We start from the raw sequence: 25,626 nt of genomic DNA, 5'->3' as shown, positions 1-25,626 counted from the left end.
CTTCTTATCTACGATGAATTTTAAATGGCTAATAAAAATTAACAAGCCACAGATAACCATTAACCAGCGCGTAATCCCTTGATGTATAAGATCAAAAAGGTTTAATAAAGCTATTCCCAACCCAGATAACATAGCTAGATAACGTAAGATCAAGCCTAATCCCCCATTTCGGTATTTTATATCTACAATACTATGGCTTTAAACTACTATGAATATCGTATACACCTTTTGTTAACATAAAAGAAATTCTGGCTTTACTTCTACATAATAAAGAATAAGGCGTGTGCAGCTTATATCTATACGGTATTATTAAAACAAACAGTAGCCCTGTAAATAAAGGAGCAATTATATGAAATTTAATAAGTTAATACCAGAACTATCAGTAAAAGATATTCACAAATCAAAAAAGTTTTATTTAGAGATACTTGGATTTAAACTTAACTATGAACGTACTGAGGACCAATTTGCATTTATTTCACTAAACGGAGCACAAATGATGATTGAGCAATGTAATGGTCATTGGGAAACTGCTGAACTTGAATACCCATATGGCCGAGGGATTAATTTTCAAATTGAAGTAGAAAATATAGAGGTTATTTTACAAAACTTAAAGAACCATAATATTTCACTTTTTAGAGACACTATGATAAATAACTATAGTGGCTTTACTCAGAAAGAATTTATAGTTCAAGACCCAGATGGCTACTTGCTAAGGTTTTCTCAGGCTTATTCAATACAATAGTAAAACTGTTTTGATTTATGTTCGTGATTTTATCCCCCTATTCCAAGAGCGAAGAGGATCTCTTAAGCAAAAGATACCTCTTCATTTCTTAATTCATAGCTTTGCACCACACCATGGACAAAATGAAATTCCAATGATGGATGAACCACCATCATGGATAATTAAACCGTATGCCTTATTTGTTTTATCAAATAAGATAAGATTATCTGGACAATCAAACGGATCACTATGAATATCACACGTAAAGTTCGCATGATAATTCATATAATCGCAGCAATGCTTTTTCATTCGTTTTCTCCTTAACTATATCGTCATTATTACTCTTCTCGGTAAGCTGAACAGTGTTCATTAGAAATACGATAATTTTCCTTACCGGTTGGGGCCGCTACCTCAACTAATTTATGTCCTAGCCGGTCCCATACCGCTACTGTATGCAAAGATACCCATTTCAGATCTCCTCTAGCAAGACGAAAAGAATAGTACCAGTTTTCAGTCCTTACTAATAAACTTCTATAAGAAAGTTCCTTTTTCTTTAAATTTTTGATTTCCAGCATAAAATCTAACATATTTTCTTCCTTAGGCACTTGAATAATTCGCGCTATAAATGTTCCGTTAGGATTTTTTTTCGTTTTATAAACTTTTTCCCTTTCTATTTCTAACTGTGGCCGCCCCCTCATATTCCTTCCCCCTGTGTATTAACAAATAATCTCAGTGCTAAGTAGAAATCTATAATTGGTTCAGTAATTCTTCTAACTTTTCTTCAATATCAGCTTCTAAATGATTTTTTGACAAATCATACAAAGTGCCTGTCCCTTTAAAATACCCACCAACGTAATACCACAACTGGATGTAATAAACGTATGCATCTTCTTCATCTGTAAATCCATCAAAGTTTATTGCAATCTGGGAACGATATTCTTTTTCTAAACACTGCTTCGAACTTAGATTTGGCAGTTGGTCGCCATCAATATCTCGGCACACCCATATTTTTAAGTTCTGCTTACCATCACGTTCAAATTTACTTCTATATTTGTGCTGAAGACTTTTGCAGTATGCCTCTCCTACTTCTTCCAACTTTACTATATCTCTTTTTAAAGTCTCATTTATTTCACTCTCAGGGACTAAAATGTATTTGTCATCTGCTTCCTGATCCTGTTTATCCATAAATAGCTTTTTCAATTTATCAAACAAGCTTTTCCCACCTATCTAAAAAAAGAATATAAGCATGTTAAATTCGACTAAAGGAATCCCATTTCCTTCCCTGAACTGCGTTTAGTCGTCATAACTAATATAATATCAGCTACTTCCTTACAAGTAGATTCTTTTCCTGGAGTGCTGATTTTCTGACATACTTGTAATTCGATATTTTTTACAGTGAGCACATATGTTAAAGTGTAAAGTAGTGAAGCGAAAGGAGTAACGACAACATGGCTCAACGAATCGTCAATATGTTTTTATCTGTTTTAGCTGCTTATGGAACGTTAATTCTAACGAAACACATGAGTATTGCAAATAATATCTTTGTGACACAGATTGTTCGTCTGATCATTTGTGTTGTAGCTGTTATCATTGTGACAGGAATTACTACATACATTTTCAGAAATAAATCTTCTAATAAATAAAAGGGCAGCTATTTAAATAGCTGCCCTTTTTATTTTCCTTAATTCCTATTTTATTTCACCCTATTAAGGTCATGCATACTTTTACGCGTTTAAAGCACGTACAAATTCTTTTGCGAGGCTGATAGTAGACTGTGGATTTTGTCCTGTTAAAAGCTTTCCGTCTACTTCAATATGATCGCTCCAATTATCTTTTGCAATAAACTCAGCGCCTAGCTCACGAAGCTTTGTTTCAAGAAGAAACGGCATGTATTTATCTAACGTTGTATCTTTCTCTTCTGAATCAGTAAACGCTGTAATACGTTTTCCTTTTACAATCGGCTCACCGTTTTTAAGCTTTCCGCCTACAAGAGCTGCCGGTCCGTGGCATACCGCTGCAATTAGCTTGTCGTCTTCAGCAAATTCTGTTAGCAAACGATGTAAGCGCGTATCGTCTGGAAAGTCAAACATTGTTCCGTGCCCTCCAGGTACAAACATACCTGCAAATTCTTGTGAACTTATATCAGCTAATGATTTTGTATTCTCTAAAAGCTTTCCTGCTTCTTTGTCTTCGTCCGTCACATCATCTGTTAAGCTGTTAGGATCCACAGGCGATGTTCCGCCTTTTGGACTTGCTACGACTACTTCGTATCCTTCTTTTTTAAATTCTAAATATGCTTCAGAAAATTCCGTAAGCCAAATACCAGCAAGCTCTCCGTTTTCCATTGTATGTCCATTTGTAACAACCATTAAAATTTTTGAATTTCCTGTCATGATTTACTCATTCCTTTTTCATTTATTATTTACATACATGTATCTTTAATAATTCATTTATCTCTTTGAATATGTTCTCCGGTATTATTTGATGAAAACATGGTAACTTTTTCTTAATAATAAAAAGAACAGGTAAAAATAATGGTGAAATTATACGAAGAAATAAGTGCTTTTTTATAGTTTAAAGATTATACAGAGCATTTTATATACAGTGTGACAAGTCTTCACTTTAAATATTTTCATTTTTTTGACATATACATCTAATTCGATTAATATCTAATTAGATATATATCGAATTAAAGAGAGAAGGTATTCAGCTATGCAATTAGATAAGTTGGTGAATTACCATAAAGCCGTTGGTGATCCTACCAGAATTAGAATTATTTCACTATTAAAAAAAGGATCTCTTCACGGGCAAGCAATTGCTTACAAACTGGGGTTACAGCCTTCAACTATCACTCATCATATTTCAAAGCTAAGAGATGTAGGAATTGTTTATCAAAGAAGACAAGGGAACATTGTTTATTTTTATCTAGACCTTGAAAGACTTGAATATAACTCGAAGGCTATTTTAAGTATTGGAGAGGATTCGATGGAAAATCAAGACAACCATTTACAGGATAAAGACAAATTATCTATTGTTAAAAACTTTATAAATAGTGACGGTACTTTAAAAATCATTCCAAGTCAAAGAAAGAAAAAGAACGTGATATTAGCCTATTTAATACGTGATTTACAGCACGGAAAAACGTATCAAGAAAAAGAATTAAATGAACATATTAAAAAATATCATGAAGATTATGCAACGATTCGCAGAGAGTTAATTATGCAGCATTTTATGTATAGGCAAAATGGAGAATATGAGTTAAATCCGAAAGAGATGTGGCCCGTTATTTTTTAAAATGAGCGTAAAAACGTTCATTTTTTAACCTTTCTAATTCGATATGTATCTAATTAACATGTGTTATTTCAAATAGAATTAAAGTAAAAATGTAATTTCCAAAATGAAAAAAGCCAACGTTTTGGTAAGCATGTGACATTAATTTCATTCTCCTATATGCTGGCACAGCAGCCATATTAGTTTGCTTACTGCTTACCCTAAAAGCATCTGCTTTGAAAAAAATCATAAAACCTCTGTATGCAATAAGGATTATCCTCTACCAGTTAAATTAGTGAATAATCCTTATCATACTTTATTTATCTTTTAAAAAACTATAAAAGTGTTTTAACCATAATAAAGTCTATTTGTTCTTCGTCTCCCATATAAAACGAGTGAGATCCAGTTTGAACAAATCCCTGTTTCTTGTAAAAAGCAATCGCATTTTTATTTTTTTCCCACACGCCTAACCACATTTTCTTTTTATTAAGTGTCGTTGCTATCTCTACTGCTTTATTAAATAAATGTTTACCAAGCCCTCGTTTTTGAAAGCTGTTACCTATATAAATTCTTTCAATTTCAAGCGCTTCTTCCCCCATCTCTTCAGATTGAGCATCATCCGTATTAACCTTTAAATAACCTGCAATTTCATGGTTAACATACATAAAAAAGAATTGCGAGGACGTATTTGATAGTTCTTTTTCTAACTGTTCGACTGTAAATGCTTTTTCTAAATAAGCTTTCATGTTTTCAGGTGAATTTTGATCTTTAAACGTTTCATTAAATGTTTTGTAGCTAATATTTTTAAGGTGATTTACATCTTCAAGAGTACATTTTTTTATATCCATCATCACTGACATGCGCCTCTCCTTTATATCCTCAATAATTTCTCTTATTTCCTTTTTTGACAAACTCCCAGTCTGTTTCTATATTTTTCCTTACTCTTTGAACCAGCTTAAGAATGGTATCTGCTTCTTCCTGGGTAAAACCTTCTAATGCCACTTTATCAGAATAATCATTTTCTCTTTTTATAAACGGATATACGTTCTTGCCCTTTTCAGTAGGAAAAAGGTTTTTATTTTTTTTATTGTGGAGATCGTCTTTCTTCTCAATAAAACCATTCATTTCAAGCTTTTTTATAGCCCGAGCCGCTGTTGTTCGATCTACTTTTATCATCTCAGCTAACTTTTCTTGAATGATTCCGGGATTTTCACATATTCGCACTAAATACAAATACTGCCCCTTAGACAGGTCATACTCTTTAAATTCTATATTACTAATCGAATCCAATGCTCTTGCTATCATTCCAATTTCACGCAGAATTTCACTCATAAATATCTCCTTTGCACATATTTTTGTTGCAAATACAATAAAAATAATATACGTTTAATGTACCTGAAAATAGTTGCATTTGCAACAAAAAATAATGAATAAAGGATCTGATTACAGTGAAATATGTTGTTTATGCAGGAGGAATTTTACTATTAACTCTGGGAATTGCTTTGACGATCCAATCCAACCTAGGAGCTTCACCTTTTGATGCACTTTTAGTTGGACTATCCCTAAACGTAGGTCTTAGCGTTGGAAGCTGGGAAATGATACTTGCCAGTGTTTTAATTTGCGTCAATGCTCTTTTAAGCAAACAAAAGCCGGAAGTACTGGGACTGTTGACCGCATTCATTACGGGTCTTGGTATTGATATATGGCTTTTTTTATTAGAGAGTTGGGCTCCCTTTGAGATATGGTACAGCAAATTATGTTGTTATGGAATTGGTTTAATCATTATAGGTGTAGGAACCTCTGCCTATTTACATACAAATTTTGCACCCATTCCAATTGATCGCTTAACATTAATCATACAAAAACTAGTTAAAACAAATTTATTTCTCGCAAGAACATTGATTTACTTCACATTTTTACTAGCTGCAATGATTTTAAACGGACCAATTGGTGTTGGAACGTTATTAACCGTGTTTTTAGGCGGCGTGCTGCTTAATTTTTTTATGCCCATTACTAAAAGAGCATTAGACTGCATTTTAACAAACTCTCGTATATCACAAAATCATACTAAAGATCATAAACGCTCCATTACATAACTGAAATAGAACGTGTATGTACAATCATCATTCACATATAAAAATCGGATCTCCAGTTAGAGATCCGATTTTTATATGTGATTAGTTTACACTATTTACTTTGCTTCAGCTTTAATAATAAAAGGCAAGCGCTCCAATATCATAAAATCTCTGTACAGGAAACTCTTCTTTGCAAGAGATAATGTTAAAAGAACTTTGTTTAAGCTCTTCTATTACTTTCTTTAAATTCCAATTACAAAACTCTTTATTTATTGGAACCCCTATACATTCATTGATTCGTGAACAGTCTAACCCTCCCACTTGCTGCGTGAAAAACGTGCCTTCCTTTGACAAAATCCTTCTTACTTCTGAAGCACAAAAAGATTCGTGCTGGTTCAAAATCAAATCAAATGTATCATCTTTAAACGGTAAGTTTTCGTCTTCAGTTCGTTCAACAACTTTGACACCAAGCGGTTCTAAACGTTTTTTAGCGATTGGAACGTTAGGTTTTTATCCTTCTGTAGTATACATAATGGGAGGAAAAGGCTGTAACAAAGATAAAAATTCTCCTCCTCCTGTTCCCATATCTAAAGCGACATTAGAGTTTTGAATAAGACGAAAAGCTTCACTTCCGTATGACCACGAAAGCATGTCGCTATCCATATGACCAGTACGAGTAATAATAGAAAAATCCCATCCAGTAAAATCAACATTTGTATTGTTTACAGCGTTTAAAAAATGTTTGTCCGTTATCATATTAAACTCCTCCTTTTTATAGCTAGCATTAATCATCTATCCTAAACTCGTAAAAGGCGGACCACGGACATATAGACAGCGTTGTTATGTTTCATGTGCTAACGTATTCACACTAACCGCTCCTTTATTAAAATTACGTATGCTTCATTTGCTTGTCCATTCATATGTAATATCGGGTAATTGCTCTTCGTTTTCACATCCTCTTTTTATAATACTGAAGCCGTGTTTCTCGTAAAACCTCTGGGCATTTTTATTTCGTTCGAATGTACGTAATATTAATTTTCCATTTGATTCTGTCTTGGCTCTTTCGAGTAAAAGCTGTCCGATTCCTCTTCCTTGATAATCTACATGAACGTACAGCTGGCTAATTTCATCAGCATGATAAGCAATCATTCCTACTATTTGTTCATCCATTAACGCTAATTCAATTTTATAGTGTGCTGACAATATATGATTTAAAAAATAGACATGACAGTCAAAACTGTGCATTTCCATTTGTTCAATCGCTTTTTCTTTACTATCTCTCCACATTTTTACCGTTTCCTCAGCAAATTGAGGATGATAGTGAACAATATCAACATTAAAATGGGCCATACATTTTCCCCCTTCCCTGTCATAGTGCTATTTGTATTTTTAATGTCGTTATCTAAGCTTGAAGCTTCTCAAAGTCTTGCTTTAATAAAGAATACATATACAAATCATCAAATTTCCCACCCGTAAATTCGTAGCTTCTTAATAAACCTTCTTTTATAAAGCCATGCTTTTTTATTAATTTTTGTGAAGCAGCATTAGCGGGCTCTATTAATGCTTCAATTCTCCGCAAATTTAAATGTGTAAAACCATATTTTATAACGGCGCCCAATGCCTCATTAGCAATCCCATTCCCCCAGTAATCTTTGCTTAGCTCATATCCAATTTCTGCACGGTAATGGTTATGAACTCTATTAAGAAATCCGCAGCTGCCAATAATGTCATCCTGTTCTTTAAGAGCAATACCCCATCTTATTCCAGATTTTTCGTTTAAGATTGATTTATACCACGCAATCTCATTTAAAGTATCTTCAACCGTTTTAAAAGGCTCTAGTCCGTAGTGTTTCATTACTTCTTTATCAGATAAGTATTTTAAAATATTGCTTGCGTCTTCTGTTTCAAATTCCCTTAGGGTAAGCCTTTTTGTTTTAATGACGGGAAAATAATTTGACACCTGTACCTTCCCTCCTATTATTCATTAACTAAACGGATCTTTTCTCACAGCTTTATCTAATTTAAATAACCGCTAATAAGAAATTTCTTTTATTATTACTGAATTCCTTTTTAATACTAAATATTTGTCGAGAAATGAGTAAAAAAAGCACGTATAACTTCATTTTAAAATCAGAACCTTCATTTCTTTTATATTTGTTAGTTATAAAAATTAAAGGAATGAAAGCTAGTAATGAAGAATTCTTTGCTAACTAGTCTAAATGAGATAATAAGGAGAAAAAGATGAAGCTGTATGGTGAGTGGGTATTTCAAGATAATATAAATTTATGGAAAGAGATCTTATCCACTGATGTTCATATGCCTAAATGGAACACGGTAATAGGTAAGTTAAATAACAGAAATATAGGATTTGCAAATGTGTATGGCAGTCCGATGGCGTCAAACATCGTACATCAATTTGCCGGCAGCGGAACCGACTTATTTATTCAAACGGGATATTTTGGAGGCTTATCTTCTACTGTACAATATGGAGATATCTTAATTGTATCTGCAGCAAAAATGCAGGATGGCGTATCACACTGGTATTTACCAGAATAAACGCTTGTGGAAGCTGACAAAGAGCTAGTGGAAGCCGCCTGTAGATATTGTGAACAAAAAGGCTACAGCTATATAAAAGGACATACGGTCAGTATGGGTGCCATGCTGATCGAGACGCATGACATGGTAAAGGAATGGTCGCTTGCAGGTTTTCTCGGTGTGGATATGGAGACAGCTACTACTTTGGCCATTGCTCATAAATTTAATAAGCGCGCTGTCGGCTTATTAAATTTATCAGACCACCTTCTTCACGGCGACACTCTTTATTCGTATACAAAGAACAGAGAGTTAATGGAAAGTGAAACTGATAAAGCAATTCGCGATGTAGCTCTTTATTTAAGCAGTACATATTAAAATAGTGCAAAGAAAACAAGATAACTGGGCAGTTATCTTGTTTTCTTTGTTTCCTAGCTTTTTACATCTGAGGTCTATAGCTTGTGTATAAAGAGGAGCCTCTTTGTTATCAGCATTTAGATTTTTATTTGTTTATTGTTTAAACCGGCTTCCAACGTATCACACAGTGCTAATTTATAATTGATTCGTTCTAAATGCAGATAGGTTTGTGCCATGTCTGCTTCCACTTTCTTTTTATGCTGAAGCATCATGTTTCTACGTTCGCTAATTATACTTTCGCCTTTTTTATATGACTCTATATACTGCTTAATCTCGGCAAGCGGCATCCCTGTTGCACGTAAAGCTAAAACAAACTTGACCCACTCGATATTCTGGTCGTTGTATAGAAGCTGATCATGTTCATTTTGTTCGATAAACGGTAAAATACCTTTCTTTTCGTAGTATCGCAGAGTGGGCGCAGACAGCCCCGTTTTTTTTGCGTGTCTCTCATTCTCATTATATAAGACATTAAGAAGCATTCAGCACTTTCTGCTCCTTTTTTTCCTTCTCTTTAATTAGTAAGACACCTAACAACCCCATCATTGAAAACAAAATGGGAATCATAAAAGCATAATGATAACCAACATGCAGTGAACGCTCAGGGAATAAATCCAGGACATTTCCGAAAATACTAGGTAATAATACGGCGCTTAAAAAGCCTCCCATATTGGCAAAACCTGATACAACTCCTACTTCTTTTAGTGAGAAAGATTGACGTACTACGGCAAAAGTCAAAGCACTTGCGCCGTTTCCGAAGCCGATGATAAAAAGCAAAATAACGACTAGCATGAATGAAGGTTTCACGCCGGAAAGTAATAACCCAGTCCAGCTAAACACCACAATAAGATGAATAAGTGAATAAATTTTTTTAATGGAATTTAACCTGCTTGATATCCAGCTGATTAAAGGTCCACCAATCATAGCGCCAAACAGACCATACATAATAAGCTGACTTGCATCAGCGCGAGATAAATGGAACACATTCATTCCATAAGGAACTCCCCAAGAACCAATAAAACCGATATATGTACCAACTACACCAAAATGACAAAGAAATGTTGCCCAGGCTTGGCGAGTCGTCATCACTCTCCTTAGGATCGCCCATACGCTTTCCGAAGTCTTAACAGAGGATTTATTTGCTTTAGCATCATCTTGAAATAATCGTTTAGGTTTTACCACCAAAACGACATAAAGCAGGTAGGATACCGCCATTAAAACTAGACCTATGCTAAGAAAGGGAACTCTCCAGCCTGAAAATGAAATCCACATAGACAAAGGCACGGTAGCTGATAATGAACCTACACTTCCTACCAGCCCAATTAAACCTAATAGCTTTACAAACTCATTTCCCTTAAACCACTGACTTAAAATTAACACTAAATTGACAAAAATCATGGAGTCTCCCGTACCGACTAGTAAACGAGAGAAAATTAACACATATTCGTTAGGAGACGTGCTGTAGATAAGACTTCCTATTCCCGTTAAAAGCGACCCTATAATCAAAAATCGATTGGGACCGTATCGGTCAGAAAGTAAACCAATAGGAATCTGAAGACCTGCATATGCTAAAAATTGTATACTAGTCATTAATCCTATAACAGACGCTGAAACGTGAAAATCTTTCATTAACTGTTCTGTAATAAGTCCAGGGGCTGTTCGTTGACTGACAATCAAATAATACGCTAATAAAGCGGTTCCAAAAACAACCCATCTGTAGCTACTTTCCTGTTTGTTCATTTTGACAGATCCTCTCATGTATAATTTTTCTGCGTAGAAATGCTGGTGGAAAATGTTTAAGAGATGAAGATATTGATAGAATGAAGGTCTGTTTGATAAATAAGGCGCTATTGCGGACAGCTCTTCTTTTTATCCTTGTTTTTCCTTTCTATTATAATTTTAAGTTTTTAAAGGTGATTTTTCAATGAGGGATGTAATCTTGTAATATACCTTTTGCAATTTCTTTTCACTATTAGATATCCAAGTTAAAGTCGTTCTCGCCATTTTTCGGGTGTAAAAAACCTTAATAATGACCCATAAATAACCTATATTACACATAGAGCTTTTAAAAAAAGCATTCTTTCACTATTTTGCCGGTGTTCAATAAGTTGGTATAAAACTTGCATGTTCATTTATGAACACTTATTAAAGGAGGAGAACTTTATGAAAAAAGCTGAACGTAAGAAAAGTATTAAAAAGCAGGTCATTACTTGTGCTGTTCTCGCGGCATCTCTTTTACTTCCAATCTCCACTTCCGCTGCTTCTGCACCTTATACGCTTTATCAAGTCGGAAGTACTGCAGACAAAGCTACTAGTACAAGCTTCGGACAAGTCTATATGGGCGGAAGCATCGATGTAGATGAAGCATTCAAATGGATGATTCAAAAGGCAAACGGCGGAGATTTCTTGGTTATAAGAGCGACGGGTACTGACGCCTATAATTCATATATCTATGACCTCGCCAAAAGCATAGGTAAGCCCCTTAACTCTGTTAGCACAATTGTTGTCGATGATTTAATAAGAGCAGGCTCAGACTCTTCTTTAATTGACAAAATTAACAAGGCAGAAGGCATCTTTTTTGCTGGAGGCAATCAAGCTGATTACGTAGATTTCTTAGAAGGATCCCCAGCTCTTACAGCCTTAAATAATCGTATTAATCAAGGCATTCCTTTTGGAGGAACAAGTGCCGGCACCATGATTCAAGGTGATCACGTTTATGACTCTATCTCAGCAGGCTCTACAACTTTAGATTCGAAAACAGCGCTAAACAATCCCTATAGTTCTCTTATTTCTTTTACAGATTATTTGATTCAAACCCCGCATAATAATAACATTCAAACAGACACTCATTTTGAACAACGAGATAGAATGGGACGCTTTTTAACATTTCTTGCACGTAATATCCAAGACGGAGAAGAAACTGGAACAAGCGCCAAAGGAATTGCTGTTAATGAACAGTCAGCGCTTCTGGTAGAAAAAGATGGTTCAGCTAAAGTAGTAACACAGCCAGGCTCTACAAACGCAGCTGTTTATCTAGCTAAAACGAATAAGGCGCCTGCTACTTGTATAAGCGGTCAGCCGCTGACGTTTAATAACGTTTCTATCTATAAACTATTTAATGGCAGCACTTTTAATCTTTCCACTTGGACGGGTTCTGGAGGGTTAGCTTATACTTTAAACGTAAACGGCGGTGTTATTACTTCCTCTACAGGAAAAGTATACGGAGGAAATCAGCCGTAAACGCCAAGTCTATGACGACACTATTTTATAGAAAAGGGAAACTTGATTAGTGAAGCTTCCCTTTCTTCCGTATATTAAGGATTGATTAAGTGCTGTTTTGTTTTTAAATGATATAGATAATGCAGTCCTTTTTCTGTTATTTTCGTTCCTGCTCTGCCTCTGCGTTTTATAATATACTCTCTTTCTTCTAGTACATCCAAACGATTTCTCACCTGCTGTTCTGTAAGAGTAAAGCCTTTTAAATGCTGTGTAATCCACTTTCTGCTTGCTGCTTTTCCTGTATCATTACACTGCTTTATCGTTTCTAACAGAGCGTGATTTTCTTGAAGTTCGATCAAGTCAACCGATTCATTTTCAATTTCATGTAAAGTATGCTCCTCCTTTTGACTACTAAGCCTATACTCTACGTCTTTTGCTTTCACTTCGTTTTCATCGCAGACAGTAAGCAAATACTCGATGACTCCTTTTAATTCTCTTATGTTTCCTAGCCATTCGTATTCGATAAGCAGCTTCATCGCTTCTGGATGGATATGCGTCCACGTTTTTGATTTAGAAATAAAATGATGAATCAGTAAAGGAATATCGGTTCTTCTATATCTTAAAGGAGGAATCGTTAAAGATAATACGTGTAAACGATAGTACAAATCTTCTCGAAACAACCCTTCTTTCATTTTATGTAGTAAATTGTTGTGAGTAGCTGCTATTATTCTTACATTGATCGGAATAACTCTTGTCCCTCCTACCCGTCTAATTTCTTTTTCTTGAAGCACTCTTAAAAGCTGAGTTTGTAAACGCGGACTGATATCGTAGGGTAAGAACCCGGCGCCTTAAGACCTCTCGGTCTTAGGTTTCCGAGAACTCCCCCCCGAACCGTACGTACCCCTCTCAAGGTATACGGCTCTCCATCTTTTCAGTCTAGCTTCCCATTATGCAGGTCATGATGACACTTTCGACAAAGTACCATCGTTTTACGACTTCTTGCTATCATCTGTCTTTCCCATTTCTTTTTCCCTTTAAGGTTCTTTAGCTTTCGAACATGATGAACTTCCATTGAGCCTTCTTCAGCCTTACACCATTCACATTGATTAGCCATCAACCTTTGGATAAGCGATGTTCGGGATTGGTATGATACTTCCGAAGGAAGTTTTTCTATATCCTTTTTAGTTATAGGAGCTTTATTCCTACGAAATCCCTTATCATAAAGCACTTCCGTTTTCTTACCAGACTTTGTCATATAACTGACTTGGAATATTCCGTTCACCATAAATTTTTGTTTAGCTTTACCTAAGGTAGTACGGTACTTATTTGCTAAGGTTTTGTACATAGAATATTCAAGGAGATACTTATAACTGTTTAGATGGCACACATTAACTGCCAGTTGGTAATATTGATAGGTTCCACGTATCTGGGCGTTATAGTTTCTTAAAATCTCAAGAGGAACCAATTTAATTAACTCTGGACGGTGCATTGGTTTCCATTGACCTGTCTTTTGGTTGACCTTTATTACCCCTTTTTTAAACAGGCGACTATAAACAAGATCAGTAGGCATATATAGTTCACATTTTAACGAGAATGCTCTTGTTTTTATTCCATCGCTTCGTCGTTTAGAGTGGAAATCTCGCAAAACTTTAACGTCATATCCTAAAAATCGAGCCTTATGCCTCGTATTTGTTATAAGTGTTTTCTCCTCGGATAATGTTAGCTTAAGTTCCGATTTCAAGAAATTAGCAATGTCTTTTTTTACCTTGTACGCATCTTCCTTGCTTCCAATAACTCCAATGAGAAAGTCATCTGCATATCTAACATATTGAATTCGTTTATAATTCTCATCCATCGGATATCGTTGAGGAATACGTTCTCTTTCAGCTAACAACTCATGTACCTTATTGGTTAATTCTTTTTCCCGTACTTCATCTATTTCCTTGGATTCCCTTAGTTCTTTCTTAACCCTGTTTATTTGATGTTGTATTTTAGAATAAGCTGGGTTTATCCTTCTAACTTTTCCTACATCAAAAGTTGACTTATACCGATTTATAAAATTATCTAACTCATTTAGATAAATATTTGCTAGTAAAGGGCTAAGAATACCACCTTGTGGTGCACCACTAAACGTTTTATGAAACTTCCATTCCTCTAAATATCCGGCTCTAAGGAACTTCCATATAAGCGAAATAAATTGTTCATCATCTATCCTCTTCCTTAGGGTATAGATAAGGATATGATGATTAATATTGTCGAAAAAACCTTCGATATCACCTTCAATGAACCATCTACTCCCAGTAAAGGTTCCTTTGACCTGAATTAGTGCTGTATGGCAACTTTTTTCAGGGCGAAAGCCATGAGAGAACTTACTAAAGGTTGGTTCATAGATGGATTGTAATAGGTTTTTGATGACTTCTTGAACTAACTTATCTTCTACGGAAGGTATGCCCAACGGACGCATTTTTCCATTTTTCTTTGGAATATAAACTCTTCTTACTGGTTTTGGTTGGTAAGAATAATCTCGTAACTTATCAATTAGTGCTGAGATTCTTTCTGTAGACATTCCGTCAATGGTCTTTCCATCTGTTCCAGCAGTCATGTTTCCTTCGCTGGCGTATATATTTTGATAGGCATCAAGAAAAAATAATGGGTTATACAGATTCCGATATAATTTTTTGTATTTATATCCTGCTTTGTTACTGTGAGATGCTAGATTTCCTAATACGATTTTTGGGCTTCGCAAGAGCCTCACGCCCCTTCCCAATTTAATATTAGTCGAAAAGACTGTTCTCCTTTGCCTTGTACGAGGCTTTCCCTCGCTCTGACTACTACGAGAACTCCGTTACCATATTGGATTTTCATGAGCCACATACCTTGCTTTTTACACTTGGTATCATCCTCAATAGCCTCCTTACGAGGCGTTCCAAGTTAGGTAATCCCCATTTAGTACATATAGAAACTAGACTAATTATGATGTCGGATGCCACTTTCGTCCGTTACTTGTTATCCAAGTTAGCCAGTCTTTGGTCTGCCATACGTATCACGTATGTTCAATGGAAACTTTGGCAATATTTCCATTCTTGACTGCGAAGCGTTTCAATGACCCTTCACTTCGGGCGACGATACTCCACTTTGGACTATGGTTCACGCAGTTTAGCATTCATCCTTATTCATAACATTTTTTACCTTGCCCCTCAGTCGTACCTAGGTCATTTTGGTAACTTAGGGCTTTCCTTGCATGCTCTGGTCCCCTCCGGGTTTCCCTTTGTGGGTAAGCAAGGTGGTAAATGGGTTAAGCGCAGACTCCCATCTCTTGTCTAAGGAGATTCTCTATATGCCCGTATGGGCGCACACCAATTTCATCCAGGAAGATCGTACCTTTATCAGCGCTCTCAAACAGCCCTTTTTTGCCACCTTTTTGGGCTCCTGTAAAACTGGCTTCTTCATACCCAAACAGCTCACTTTCTAGCAATGTATCGGTCATGGCACTGCAATTTACGGCAAGAAACGGTCCGTTTTTACGTGTAGAATGATTGTGGATAGCCTGAGCAAACAGCTCTTTTCCTGTACCGGTTTCTCCTTGAATTAAAATAGGGTACTCAGTAACCGCCATTTTCCGGGAAATTTCAATCGTTTTAAGCAAAGCTGGGTGTTCTCCGATAATATCTTGATAATTATACTTAGCAGAAAAGCCGTTTTTTCTAAGTTCTGACTGCGCTTTTCCTTCTATTTCAACAGCTTGATTCACACTTTTAAACGTTGCTACCGTAGTATTGCTTTCCTGAATCATAGACTTATAGATAACCATTTCGTATCCGTTTACGTTAAAGTACTGACTTTTCTCGTCGGACGATGTAATAAACTCCACAAGGCCTTCGTTAGAAATGACATGTTGAATTTCACGATCTACAACATCAGAAGAAGATAGCTGAAACAATGATTCTAACCTTTTATTAAATAACGTAATTCTTTTATTGAAATCCACGGCCAGGATCCCATCTTCTACTACATTTACAACACTCTTTACATGGAGGTGAAGTTCTTTCATTTGCCCTTCTGCTTCTATTAGCTTTTTTTGCAGCTCAATAATATTTCGTAAATAGCGATCCCAAATAATTGAATGATTAGACTGATTAAAACCAAATGATTTTATAAGTTCAAAAATGGTCGCCATATCAAAAAGCCTAACGCCTATATCAATTACATGTTTTACATATGGCGGACATAAGTGAATCTCACCCGGAGAAACAGCAACTTCCACACCTTCGTAATAGGTCTTTTGCTTTTTAAAAGGAATAAACTGAACATGATTAATACCTACTTGATAGAGAGATTCTATTAATTTAAGGGTTTCTTTATCGTCATCGTTTACAATTAATACTTTTGTATGGGCGGGGATTTGCAGCAATTCATTTATATGCTTATGGTGAATCGTTCTATTTCCTACAATTTCATGTGCATGCTGAACGTCTAATCTGTCCTTCATTTCGTGCTTTATACTCTCTGATGAGTAGAGGACAACATCGCCATCAATTTCCCCCGGTAATTCTTCGTCAATCGCAAAGCATTCAATAAAAATGTAATCGTCTAGCAACTCTTTTAATTGATCGTGCAAAATGATTCTAGTTTGCTTGCTTCCTGTTATTAAAACTAATTTCTTTTTCATCGTATGAACACCTTTCTACAGGCCTTTAAATTTGCTTGCCTTCAGAGATTAGTCTTGGAATACTGTACCTATCATTTTATACGTTGCCCTGCATTTCATCTAGCGGACGTTTGTCCCTATTGTAAATAAAAATAAGTAGAAAAAAGTGCCTCCGCTTTAATAGGTGGAGGCACAATATGCTAAAGTGCTAGATGCATTGAATTACTTTCTTTTCATCTAATATCTACATCTATTGGTTTGATATCTAAGGCTACCTTTACAATGGAGTAATCGTCTTTTTGACCGTCTGTATAAGCCCAATAACCATTGCTTTCAGCACTTTTTCGGAAGGTAAGCTCAAAACCTTTGTTTTGATTAAACGCATAGCTCTTTATTTCTTTACTCTGAGCGTTATCAACAAGATCGTAAGCTAAAAACTTTCTTAGTACACCGTGCGGAGAGAAAAGACCTGTATTTGGTCCAACTTTTTCACTGTAGTATTCATTTTTTCTAGTAGATGTTTTAGCTGGGTTTATGACAATTTCTTTTGTTGTGAGATTTACTTTGTCGCCTGGAGTGATACAAGAGATAAGAATATTTTTGTAATCACTCGGAAATTTGTCATTTGCCTGTACCTTCGCTAAGTCAGCTAGCGTAATACCGCCTCTTCCCACAACTTCTATTTGTTTTTCTTTATTATTTACCACCATAGCAGTATCTTCATCAATTCCGTATGAAAGCTGATTTTTATTTCCTTTTTCATATGCTGTTGCAATAAGACGTCCGAGTCTTGCTTTGTTGTCAAAATGCTGATCTACAAGACCGTATTGGAAAAAGCCAAGACCTTTTTCCAAATAAGCAGGCCCGCCTTCTTGCTGATTCATATCATCATATGTGTTTGTAAATCCGTATGAAAGCGCTCCGTAGCTATCTCCGCCTGCGAGCATAGTATTACTCATAATTGCCGCGCCGGCGCTCGTACCGCCAAGTACTGCCCCGTTTTTATACGTATGCCATATAGCTTGTAAAACTTTTGAGTCCGAACCATTTTCATTACGCAAGGAGCCCGTAATCAAGGTTTGATCTCCTCCTACAAACCAAATGCCCGTTAGCCCTTTAACTTTTTGCGCTAGTTTATCACTGTTCATATTTGTTTTCCAAGTCGACTCATTTTCAGAAGTTCCTTTAAAGTCATGGTTCGAGATAGGTAAAATCTCTATATTTTCTGCTTTCACTCCGTATTTAATTAAATCACTTTTAAACTGATTAGAAGAGTCGAACTTAGTACTCGCTGCAGGCACAATTCCTATTTTGGCTTGTTTTCCTCCTGCAAGATTAATAAACTTGTTATACACGCTTGAATTGCTGCTGCCAAGCGCTCCTCCTGCAATTAAGAGATTACCTTTAATCGAATCGTATGCAGGACTTTCAGATGAAGAAAAAGTAGGTTTTTTATACGTTAAACTAGTTTTTCTATCCGGTTGGAATTTGAAGGTTTTGGGCGTAATATCCATTTTGACATTTACAATGGAATAGTCATCTTTTTGTCCGTCAGTATATCTCCAGTAGCCGTTTGTATCATTGTCCTTTTGAAAAGCAATTTCATATCCCGACCCTTTACTGTCATAAACATAGCTTTTCGCAGATTTCATCGATTCATTGTCAACAAGAGAATAGGATAAATAAGCCTTTAATCTTCCATATGGCGTAAAAACACCCGTAGCAGGCAGTGCGTTAAACGAGTAATATTCAAATCCCTTCGTTTCTACTCTCTCTTTTGGAAATTCAAATGACTTTAAATGATAGTTAATTTTATCTCCAGGAGATAAGTAACTAACCTTTATATTCTCTAATCCCGAACGAGCTTTCTGCTTAGATACAAGCTCAGCTTTGCTCATATCCAAGACGGCTACTCCGCTTCGTCCAACAACTTCAATCTTTTGATCTTTATTGTTAACGACCATAGCCGTATCTTCGTCCACACCGTATGCAAAGTTTTTTTCTTTGTCACGTTCAGAAGTATATGCAGCTACTGCAAGTCGCCCAAGTCGTGCTCGTTCATCCATGTGCTGATCAATTATGCCGTGTTGGAAAAACCCCAGCCCTTTTTGAATTGATAGAGGCTCGTACTCTTTTTGACTGCGTTGGTTTTTGCTTACATGTTTATTTTCCTTGTTTTCTAGACTGTCTTTTAACGCTCCTAGACTGTCTCCTCCTGTAATCATGACGTCACTCATAATTGCAGCTCCTGCACTTGTGCCTCCGATTACTGCTCCTTTACGATATATATCCCAAATAGCTTTTAACGCTTCAGAATCACTTCCATTATTTTGACGAAGAGAATCCACAATTTTGGTTTGATCTCCTCCAACAAACCAAACTGCCGTTAGTCCTTTAATCGTACGGGATAACTTCTTATCATTTACTTGATTCTTCCAGGTTGATTCGTCCTTTTGTGTATCAGAAAAATCGTGATTTGAAACGGGAAGAATTTTAATAGAATCTGAGTTTGCTCCGTATTTTACGAGGTCTTCCTTAAACTTTTTAGAAGACTGCAGCGTTGTGCTAGCAGCTGGAATAATCCCTACTTTTGCTTTTTCTTTTCCTCCAGCAAGCGAGAGAAACTTTTCATAGATTTCGTGATTAGATGTCCCTATACCTCCGCCTGCAATAACAAGGCTGCCTTTAATGTCTTCAGTATTTTCTTGTGCTTTTGCAAGCAGCGGTGTACTCAAAGAAGAAAGTAATGTAAAGCTGATAAGACATGAAACAAGTTTCTTTTTCATTTGAAAGATCCTTTCCACGCAAATTTTAATATCTTTCTCTGACTAGCTCGTATTCTTTCTCGATACTTTCGTTAAATGATGTTTAAAACCTGTTATTCAAACGTTCCTTTCACAACAGGGACACCGTCTTTTACCATTACTTTACCTTGAGCAAAAACTGTTTTAATTGTTAGTGTCTCTTTGTCTAAAAGGACTAAATCTGCATCTTTTCCAGGTTGAATATGCCCTTTATTGGACAGTTTTAATACTTTGGCAGGATTAGAAGTAATGACTTGAAGAGCTGTTTCTAACGGCACTGATTCTTCTAATACTGCATCTCGTACTTCTTGAAATAAAGAAGACACTTTTCCAACTTGAAGCCCTTTATAGTCTCCGTTATCATCAAAAAATGGCAGGCTCGCTTGTCCATCGGATGAGAACGTAATGCTCGAGATTGGAACTTCTTCTTCAAGCATGATACGTAACCCTTTGCTGCACTTAACTTCGCCTTCTTCTAAAAAATATGGAATGGTGCTAGTTGTAAAATCTACATAGCCACCTCGTTTTGCAAATTGAATTCCTTCTTTAAACAGTTCTTCATTTCGATTAATATGTGTAGGATGAAACTGACGAATTGGCAGATCTGTTTCATCTGCGATTTGATTTAATAAAGATAATTTCCGTTTTCCATCCCCTACATGAACTTCTAATATTCCGGCTTTCCCTGATAGAATCCCTCCATTGCGGGCAGCAGAAGCCGCCTTTACCAGTTCTTCAAATGTCGGTTCAGAGGAACGGTGGTCAGAAATGGCAATTTCACCTACTCCGATAATTTTATCAATTAAAATAAGATCTTCTTCGATGCTGGTAGTTAACGTTTTTACTGGTATTTGATAAGAACCTGTGTGAATAAAGCAGCTAATTCCTTCTTCTTCTAATCCTCTTGCTTTGGCCAGAAGACTTTCCATTCTTCTTGTTGTACCGTCTGTTCCAAGTACACCTACAATAGTTGTAACACCGGCAGTCGTTGCATCGGTTAACATTAGTTCAGGAGTGCGTGTTTTATATCCACCTTCTCCTCCTCCGCCAATAATATGAACATGTGAGTCAATGAAGCCTGGAGCTATAATGTGATTAGCGGCGTCTACAACATCAATAGGAATGGACGTATTTAAATGCTCAATATAATCTTTTATAAGGATGATTTTGCTGTCTGCAAGTAATACGTCTTTTTTTCCTAAAGGCTGTGGTGCATATACTTCTGCGTTTTTGATTAAGGTTAACAACTTCTATTCCTCCTACTAGTAAGCTCGACTTGCGAATAATATTTTTCTATATAATTTTAATGCTTAAAATGGTCCGTAATTGATAAAATAAGCAATCACAACGGCTATTAGACCAATCACATATTGAATAAGGACTAACGGCAGCACCCATTTTGCCCACTTTGTCCATGAAATTCCCGCAATCGCTAAGCCAGCCATTAATGTTCCAGCCGTCGGGAAAATAATGTTTCCGATGCCGTCTGCAAAAGAAAAAGATAATACTGCTGTTTGTCTTGTAATATCAAGCAAATCTGCAAGCGGTGTCATGATTGGCATTGTCAGCATCGTATGACCTGTTCCAGATGCTAAAATAAGGTGAATCAGCGCTTGGAAGTTATAGATTCCAATGACGCTTAAATATCCCGGAATATGTTGAATGGTTCCAGATACTTGATGAAGCATAGGATCTACAATATGACCTTCATTCAAAACAACAAGAACAGCACGAGAAACTCCGATAACTAGCGCTCCTCCAACTAATGCTGCTGCCCCGTTTGTAAACGACTTAACTGTATTTTCAACAGACAGTCTCCCAATAACCCCAATCACAATAGTCAAAATGACAAACAGAGAGGCAATTTCGGTAATGTACCACTTATACTTAATAACCCCAAAAGCAAGAATTACATAGTTAACAAGAAATGCTGCCATAATCCATTTATGCTTTCTAGTTAACTTTGCATCTGAGTTTAAGAGTTTATTTGCATTAGTTATGCTGTATTTTCCGTATGTTCCAATCGAAGGACTTTTTTTAACTTTCATTGCATATCGGTAGACAAACCATACTGAAACAGCGTAAACAACTACGAATAAGATAAGGCGAAAGCCCATCCCAGAAAACATAGGAAGCTCTGCTACTCCTTGTGCAACACCCACTGTAAACGGATTCATAACGGCCGTAGTAAAACCAGCTGATGCTCCAATTAAAACAATGGCAGTTCCCGTTAATGCGTCGAACCCAAGAGCAAGTGCCAGCGGAATTAAAAGAGGAATATAGGCTAGCGTTTCTTCCGCCATTCCCATTAAAGATCCTCCTACCGCAAAAAATAGCATCATAACAGGAATTAATAACTTTTCTCGGGTAGCAAGCTTTTTAGCCATCGTTGTAATTAATACATCTACTGTACCCGTAGCGCTTAGTACACCAAAGAAACCGCCGATAATTAATACAAAAAAGATAATGTCGGCTCCTTCTACCATTCCTGTATGTATCGCTTTGACCATATCAAAGAATCCAACTGGCGTAGAATCAATCCATTTAAACGACTGAGGATCTACCGTTGTTCGTCCGTCTACTTCTACACGTGCGTATTCTCCGGCTGGCAAGATATACGTTAAAATAGTAGCAATCACAAGAAAGCCTAACAATAAAGCAAAAACGTTTATTTTCCTCTCTTTTTTCCGTACCTGATTTAATGAACTCATTTCTTTTTGCGGTTCACTCATTCTTCTTCTCCCCTTCATTATGAAATAATAGCTTTAAACAGACATCCCGTTCTTTAAAAGCAGCTTCCTTATCTGCAGCTCCATATTGCTCCTTCCTTTTGCATTCCTCATATACAGTACAAGCAATTTTCGTGCCAACGTAAAACCGTTTAATTTTCTGAATTATGATATAATTAAATCGTGTTTTAGGTGTTAATTGGGTGTTTTTAAAAATTTAACAGCGCCAATTAAGAAGCTGTTTGATAGAAAATCTGGAGCATGAAGCATTAGCTAGTTCTTTTTTTAAAAAAGCATCAAAAAGAAAGATAAAAGAATTTAATCTATAAACATAAAAAAATACTATTTTATTATTGTCTTTTCTTTAAGTAGATTAATACTATAAACCTTCAATCTATTTATAAAAGCATTGCGCATAATGAAAGGGTGTTCAAAACAATGACTGTTTATCGTATCGGGGTATTGGCGGGTGATGGCATCGGGCCGGAGATTGTCGACGCCGCAGTTCAGGTAGTTAAAAATGCTTCTTGCAAAGCTGGAGTAAAAATGGAATGGATTCATCTGCCGATGGGATGGGAAGGAATTAAACAATATAACGATCCTCTTCCAGAAGTAACAATAGATGCTTTAAAACATACGCATGGATGGATACTTGGCCCGCACGATTCTGCTGCTTATCCTCTCAAGCACAAAGAAAAGCGTAATCCTAGCGGAGAGCTTCGTCACAGTTTAGACCTTTACGCGAATATTCGCCCTGCTAAAACAAGGCCAGGTATTAAAAGCGTCGTGAAAGAAGCTGATTTAGTGATTGTCCGAGAAAATACAGAAGGATTCTATGCTGATAGAAATATGTTTTCTGGGCACGGTGAATGGCAAATTACAAAAGACGTTGTGGTGACATCCGGCGTATTTACGCGAAAAGCCGTAGAAAGAATTGCGCATGAAGCTTTTGCATTGGCTATGCAGCGCCGTAAAAAAGTAACAATCGTACATAAAGCAAATGTTTTAAGATTAAGTACCGGACTATTTCTAAACGTTTGTCGAGAAATAGCTGCGCAATATCCTGAAGTAAAGGTGGACGACTACCATATCGATGCCATGGCTGCTCATCTCGTACGTCGTGCAGCCGATTTTGATGTCATCGTAACAGAAAACATGTATGGTGATATTCTTTCAGATTTAGCTGGCGAGCTTGTAGGGAGCTTAGGATTAGCCCCTTCTCTTAATGCAAATGAACATATCGCTATGGCCCAAGCAGCCCATGGTTCTGCGCCAGACATCGCAGGTTTGAACATAGCAAACCCAACCGGCATTATCTCTTCAGCAGCCATGCTATTGAAATGGCTGGCTGAAAAACATGCGGATCGTAAACTTACAGAAGTGGCTGCTACAGTAGAACACGCACTTTATCAAACGCTCCAAGCTGAAGTGAAAACGAAAGATTTAGGCGGACATGCCTCTACGTCGGAGTTTACAGAAGCTATTTTAGAAAAAATAAAATCCCTGCAACATTAGCAGCAATTTATCCATTCTATAGAGGTGATCATAATGAAAAAACGAAAGATTATTATGGACTGTGATCCAGGTCATGATGATGCTATTGCTATTATTTTGGCTGCCGCACAACCGGAATTAGATATTTTAGCCATTACAACTGTTTCAGGAAACGCAGAAATTGAAAAAACGACGATGAATGCTTTGAAGGTGTGTGATTTGGTATCATTACATAACGTGATTGTTTCAAAAGGAGCAAGCGAACCAATGATGCGCAGACGTGAAAATGCGCCTAGTATACACGGGGATTCAGGATTAGACGGCCCTGAGTTCCCGGCTCTCTCTCGCAGCTGGAGCGAAGAACACGGAGTAGATACTATTATACGAATGATCAAAGAGTCAGAAGATCGCGTTACGCTTTTACCAACAGGACCTTTAACAAACATTGCCTTAGCTTTAATAAAAGCTCCAGAAATGAAAGAAAACATTGAAGAGATTATCCTTATGGGCGGTGGAACATTTGGGAACTGGACGCCAACGGCTGAGTTTAATATTTGGGCAGATCCGGAAGCGGCTAAAAAAGTGTTTGATAGCGGTATCCCACTGGTAGTAATGGGGTTAGATATTACCCATCAAGCCGTTGCAACAGATAATGTTATTAACCAGGTGATGAACATTGATAATAACGTAGCAAAAAAGGTCGGGGAATTATTAGCATTTTTTAAATCTGCCTATAAAGAAACCTTTGACTTTGACGGCCCTCCCGTTCACGATGTATTGACCGTTGCTTATTGCGTAGCTCCAGAGCTATTTACGTTCAAAGAAGTTAATATTGTAGTAGAAACACGCGGAGAATACACGGCTGGAACGACTTCAGTTGATTTGCTGGGAGTAACAGGAAGGAAACCCAATGCGAAATTTGGTTTAACCCTTGATGTAGACGGATTTTGGGATTTAATGATTAAGGCTCTTAAAACATATTCGGCTTCGTAATGTTCATGACTTTATAAAAGTGAGACAGCACCATAGCAGAGTTTGCCACTTGCTGGTGCTGTCTTACTTTTATTCATACTATCTAGCTGTTTTTTTCGCTTTTTGATTAAGCATTACAGTAATGATTGAAGCAACAATAACACCTGTAATCAAACAGTTGGATATATCTTTATAAATTACTCCCATTACTGTCCCGCCTATAACGCCTACACTAATAAGTGAAATTCGTTCTCTTTGACTCATGATTTATCCCTCCATCTTTTTTAACAAAACATTTAATTTATGAAGAGCAAACTGCAGGTCTAATTGCTCTTCTTCATTTAACTTCGCAAGATTTGTATGAAAATTACTATAAATCCCTCTCCATTTTTCCTCTTGAATACTTTTTCCCTTAGATGTTAATGAGACTAAAACTGCACGCTTGTCTCGCGAATCGGGCATTTTGATTAAATATCCTTCATTTACTAATTCACTGATAACATTCGTTAACTGCTGTTTGGCAATATTTAACCCTTGGCTAATTTCCTTAATATTCAAATCTCTTTTTTGCATATACATAAATTCAACTACGTGATTTTGTAAATGTGTTAATTTCACTTCATTCTTGTTTAAGTTCTTAAAGCTTTCAAATAAAACTGGTATTAAAGCGATATATTCCTTAGCCAGTTTTTCCTTCATGAGATATCCACCTTCTTTAGTAAATATATTATTACTAAATTCGAATAAA

General features: G+C 36.5%; 27 protein-coding genes and 1 pseudogene. 9 read left to right on the top strand and 19 right to left on the bottom strand.

What is annotated here, in order from left to right; translation table 11 throughout:
• The first annotated feature begins 349 nt into the window (after window positions 1–349).
• A complete protein-coding gene (locus OK414_RS07995) occupies window positions 350–742 on the top strand; it encodes a bleomycin resistance protein (protein ID WP_025601775.1) in 393 nt (130 codons plus the stop codon).
• A 93-nt stretch (window positions 743–835) separates the two neighbouring features.
• Here the strand turns inward: OK414_RS07995 and OK414_RS07990 are convergent, their stop codons facing one another.
• Genes OK414_RS07990 through OK414_RS07980 form a run of 3 tightly spaced genes read right to left on the bottom strand, consistent with a single transcriptional unit; the run spans window position 836 to window position 1,933 of the window.
• On the bottom strand, window positions 836–1,030 hold the full coding sequence (locus OK414_RS07990) for a DUF6980 family protein (protein WP_234943491.1): 195 nt from the start codon (window positions 1,028–1,030) through the stop codon (window positions 836–838).
• Between the two features lie 29 nt (window positions 1,031–1,059).
• Complete coding sequence (locus OK414_RS07985; RefSeq protein ID WP_263045387.1) at window positions 1,060–1,419, bottom strand: hypothetical protein; 360 nt, start codon at window positions 1,417–1,419, stop codon at window positions 1,060–1,062.
• 49 nt (window positions 1,420–1,468) lie between these two features.
• The gene (locus OK414_RS07980; protein WP_095379937.1) at window positions 1,469–1,933 is read right to left on the bottom strand and encodes a hypothetical protein; all 465 of its coding nucleotides are present in this window, start codon (window positions 1,931–1,933) and stop codon (window positions 1,469–1,471) included.
• A gap of 236 nt (window positions 1,934–2,169) precedes the next feature.
• On the opposite strand from OK414_RS07980, the gene OK414_RS07975 reads away from it, so the two are divergent.
• A complete protein-coding gene (locus OK414_RS07975) occupies window positions 2,170–2,364 on the top strand; it encodes a hypothetical protein (protein WP_016763633.1) in 195 nt (64 codons plus the stop codon).
• An 81-nt stretch (window positions 2,365–2,445) separates the two neighbouring features.
• Here the strand turns inward: OK414_RS07975 and OK414_RS07970 are convergent, their stop codons facing one another.
• The gene (locus OK414_RS07970; protein WP_034653174.1) at window positions 2,446–3,114 is read right to left on the bottom strand and encodes a type 1 glutamine amidotransferase domain-containing protein; all 669 of its coding nucleotides are present in this window, start codon (window positions 3,112–3,114) and stop codon (window positions 2,446–2,448) included.
• 319 nt (window positions 3,115–3,433) lie between these two features.
• Here OK414_RS07970 and OK414_RS07965 point away from each other — a divergent pair, with 319 nt between their 5' ends.
• Window positions 3,434–4,015 (top strand): metalloregulator ArsR/SmtB family transcription factor, encoded by a 582-nt coding sequence (locus OK414_RS07965; RefSeq protein WP_034653176.1) that lies wholly within the window; start codon window positions 3,434–3,436, stop codon window positions 4,013–4,015.
• A gap of 311 nt (window positions 4,016–4,326) precedes the next feature.
• On the opposite strand, the gene OK414_RS07960 is transcribed toward OK414_RS07965, so the two are convergent.
• The gene (locus OK414_RS07960; RefSeq protein WP_016763629.1) at window positions 4,327–4,851 is read right to left on the bottom strand and encodes a GNAT family N-acetyltransferase; all 525 of its coding nucleotides are present in this window, start codon (window positions 4,849–4,851) and stop codon (window positions 4,327–4,329) included.
• A 19-nt stretch (window positions 4,852–4,870) separates the two neighbouring features.
• Window positions 4,871–5,323, bottom strand: a complete 453-nt coding sequence (locus OK414_RS07955; protein WP_034653178.1) for a MarR family winged helix-turn-helix transcriptional regulator — start codon at window positions 5,321–5,323, stop codon at window positions 4,871–4,873.
• 116 nt (window positions 5,324–5,439) lie between these two features.
• Between OK414_RS07955 and OK414_RS07950 the strand changes: the two genes are divergently transcribed.
• Window positions 5,440–6,087, top strand: coding sequence for a YczE/YyaS/YitT family protein (locus OK414_RS07950; RefSeq protein ID WP_034653180.1), 648 nt, complete (start codon window positions 5,440–5,442; stop codon window positions 6,085–6,087).
• Window positions 6,088–6,204: 117 nt separating this feature from the next.
• Here OK414_RS07950 and OK414_RS07945 read toward each other — a convergent pair.
• The 3 genes and pseudogenes from OK414_RS07945 to OK414_RS07935 form a co-directional block, all read right to left on the bottom strand.
• Window positions 6,205–6,822: pseudogene (locus OK414_RS07945) on the bottom strand (class I SAM-dependent methyltransferase); the annotation flags it as partial.
• A gap of 144 nt (window positions 6,823–6,966) precedes the next feature.
• Window positions 6,967–7,416, bottom strand: a complete 450-nt coding sequence (locus tag OK414_RS07940; protein WP_263045388.1) for a GNAT family N-acetyltransferase — start codon at window positions 7,414–7,416, stop codon at window positions 6,967–6,969.
• Between the two features lie 52 nt (window positions 7,417–7,468).
• Window positions 7,469–8,026 carry a GNAT family N-acetyltransferase gene (locus tag OK414_RS07935; RefSeq protein ID WP_095379935.1) on the bottom strand — a complete coding sequence of 186 codons (558 nt, stop codon included), beginning with the start codon at window positions 8,024–8,026 and terminating at the stop codon, window positions 7,469–7,471.
• Between the two features lie 281 nt (window positions 8,027–8,307).
• On the opposite strand from OK414_RS07935, the gene OK414_RS07930 reads away from it, so the two are divergent.
• Window positions 8,308–8,622 (top strand): hypothetical protein, encoded by a 315-nt coding sequence (locus OK414_RS07930; RefSeq protein ID WP_263045389.1) that lies wholly within the window; start codon window positions 8,308–8,310, stop codon window positions 8,620–8,622.
• Window positions 8,623–8,628: 6 nt separating this feature from the next.
• The gene (locus OK414_RS07925; protein WP_263045390.1) at window positions 8,629–8,976 is read left to right on the top strand and encodes a hypothetical protein; all 348 of its coding nucleotides are present in this window, start codon (window positions 8,629–8,631) and stop codon (window positions 8,974–8,976) included.
• Between the two features lie 116 nt (window positions 8,977–9,092).
• Here OK414_RS07925 and OK414_RS07920 read toward each other — a convergent pair whose 3' ends face one another.
• Window positions 9,093–9,494, bottom strand: coding sequence for a MerR family transcriptional regulator (locus tag OK414_RS07920; protein WP_264363530.1), 402 nt, complete (start codon window positions 9,492–9,494; stop codon window positions 9,093–9,095).
• Window positions 9,484–10,752 (bottom strand): MFS transporter, encoded by a 1,269-nt coding sequence (locus OK414_RS07915; protein ID WP_263045392.1) that lies wholly within the window; start codon window positions 10,750–10,752, stop codon window positions 9,484–9,486. Before OK414_RS07915 ends, OK414_RS07920 begins: the two co-directional genes overlap by 11 nt.
• Window positions 10,753–11,175: 423 nt before the next feature.
• Here OK414_RS07915 and OK414_RS07910 point away from each other — a divergent pair, with 423 nt between their 5' ends.
• Window positions 11,176–12,252, top strand: a complete 1,077-nt coding sequence (locus OK414_RS07910; RefSeq protein ID WP_034653187.1) for a cyanophycinase — start codon at window positions 11,176–11,178, stop codon at window positions 12,250–12,252.
• Between the two features lie 74 nt (window positions 12,253–12,326).
• Here OK414_RS07910 and OK414_RS07905 read toward each other — a convergent pair whose 3' ends face one another.
• From OK414_RS07905 to OK414_RS07880, 6 genes are all read right to left on the bottom strand, one after another.
• The gene (locus OK414_RS07905; protein WP_256656512.1) at window positions 12,327–13,055 is read right to left on the bottom strand and encodes a sigma 54-interacting transcriptional regulator; all 729 of its coding nucleotides are present in this window, start codon (window positions 13,053–13,055) and stop codon (window positions 12,327–12,329) included.
• Window positions 13,056–13,162: 107 nt separating this feature from the next.
• Window positions 13,163–14,977, bottom strand: a complete 1,815-nt coding sequence (locus tag OK414_RS07900) for a reverse transcriptase domain-containing protein (RefSeq protein WP_263045393.1) — start codon at window positions 14,975–14,977, stop codon at window positions 13,163–13,165.
• A gap of 549 nt (window positions 14,978–15,526) precedes the next feature.
• A complete protein-coding gene (locus OK414_RS07895; RefSeq protein WP_230586578.1) occupies window positions 15,527–16,900 on the bottom strand; it encodes a sigma 54-interacting transcriptional regulator in 1,374 nt (457 codons plus the stop codon).
• Between the two features lie 212 nt (window positions 16,901–17,112).
• On the bottom strand, window positions 17,113–19,665 hold the full coding sequence (locus OK414_RS07890; RefSeq protein ID WP_205662567.1) for a cyanophycinase: 2,553 nt from the start codon (window positions 19,663–19,665) through the stop codon (window positions 17,113–17,115).
• 92 nt (window positions 19,666–19,757) lie between these two features.
• Window positions 19,758–20,930 carry a beta-aspartyl-peptidase gene (gene iadA, locus OK414_RS07885; protein ID WP_047930847.1) on the bottom strand — a complete coding sequence of 391 codons (1,173 nt, stop codon included), beginning with the start codon at window positions 20,928–20,930 and terminating at the stop codon, window positions 19,758–19,760.
• Between the two features lie 63 nt (window positions 20,931–20,993).
• On the bottom strand, window positions 20,994–22,415 hold the full coding sequence (locus OK414_RS07880) for a YfcC family protein (protein WP_263045394.1): 1,422 nt from the start codon (window positions 22,413–22,415) through the stop codon (window positions 20,994–20,996).
• Between the two features lie 435 nt (window positions 22,416–22,850).
• Here OK414_RS07880 and OK414_RS07875 point away from each other — a divergent pair, with 435 nt between their 5' ends.
• Together OK414_RS07875 and OK414_RS07870 are read left to right on the top strand one after the other, a co-directional pair.
• Window positions 22,851–23,927, top strand: coding sequence for an isocitrate/isopropylmalate dehydrogenase family protein (locus OK414_RS07875; protein WP_205662566.1), 1,077 nt, complete (start codon window positions 22,851–22,853; stop codon window positions 23,925–23,927).
• A gap of 33 nt (window positions 23,928–23,960) precedes the next feature.
• Window positions 23,961–24,899: a nucleoside hydrolase gene (locus OK414_RS07870; protein ID WP_034653195.1), complete on the top strand. Its 939-nt coding sequence runs from the start codon at window positions 23,961–23,963 to the stop codon at window positions 24,897–24,899.
• A 78-nt stretch (window positions 24,900–24,977) separates the two neighbouring features.
• On the opposite strand, the gene OK414_RS07865 is transcribed toward OK414_RS07870, so the two are convergent.
• Window positions 24,978–25,142, bottom strand: a complete 165-nt coding sequence (locus OK414_RS07865; protein ID WP_168760527.1) for a hypothetical protein — start codon at window positions 25,140–25,142, stop codon at window positions 24,978–24,980.
• A 3-nt stretch (window positions 25,143–25,145) separates the two neighbouring features.
• Complete coding sequence (locus OK414_RS07860; RefSeq protein WP_034653197.1) at window positions 25,146–25,577, bottom strand: MarR family winged helix-turn-helix transcriptional regulator; 432 nt, start codon at window positions 25,575–25,577, stop codon at window positions 25,146–25,148.
• Window positions 25,578–25,626: the final 49 nt, after the last annotated feature.

Origin of the sequence: Priestia sp. JV24 (assembly GCF_025910025.1) — a bacterium.
GTDB lineage: Bacteria > Bacillota > Bacilli > Bacillales > Bacillaceae_H > Priestia > Priestia megaterium.
Note: the sequence above shows the minus strand (reverse complement) of the source record. Positions and strands in the feature narration are given on the sequence as shown.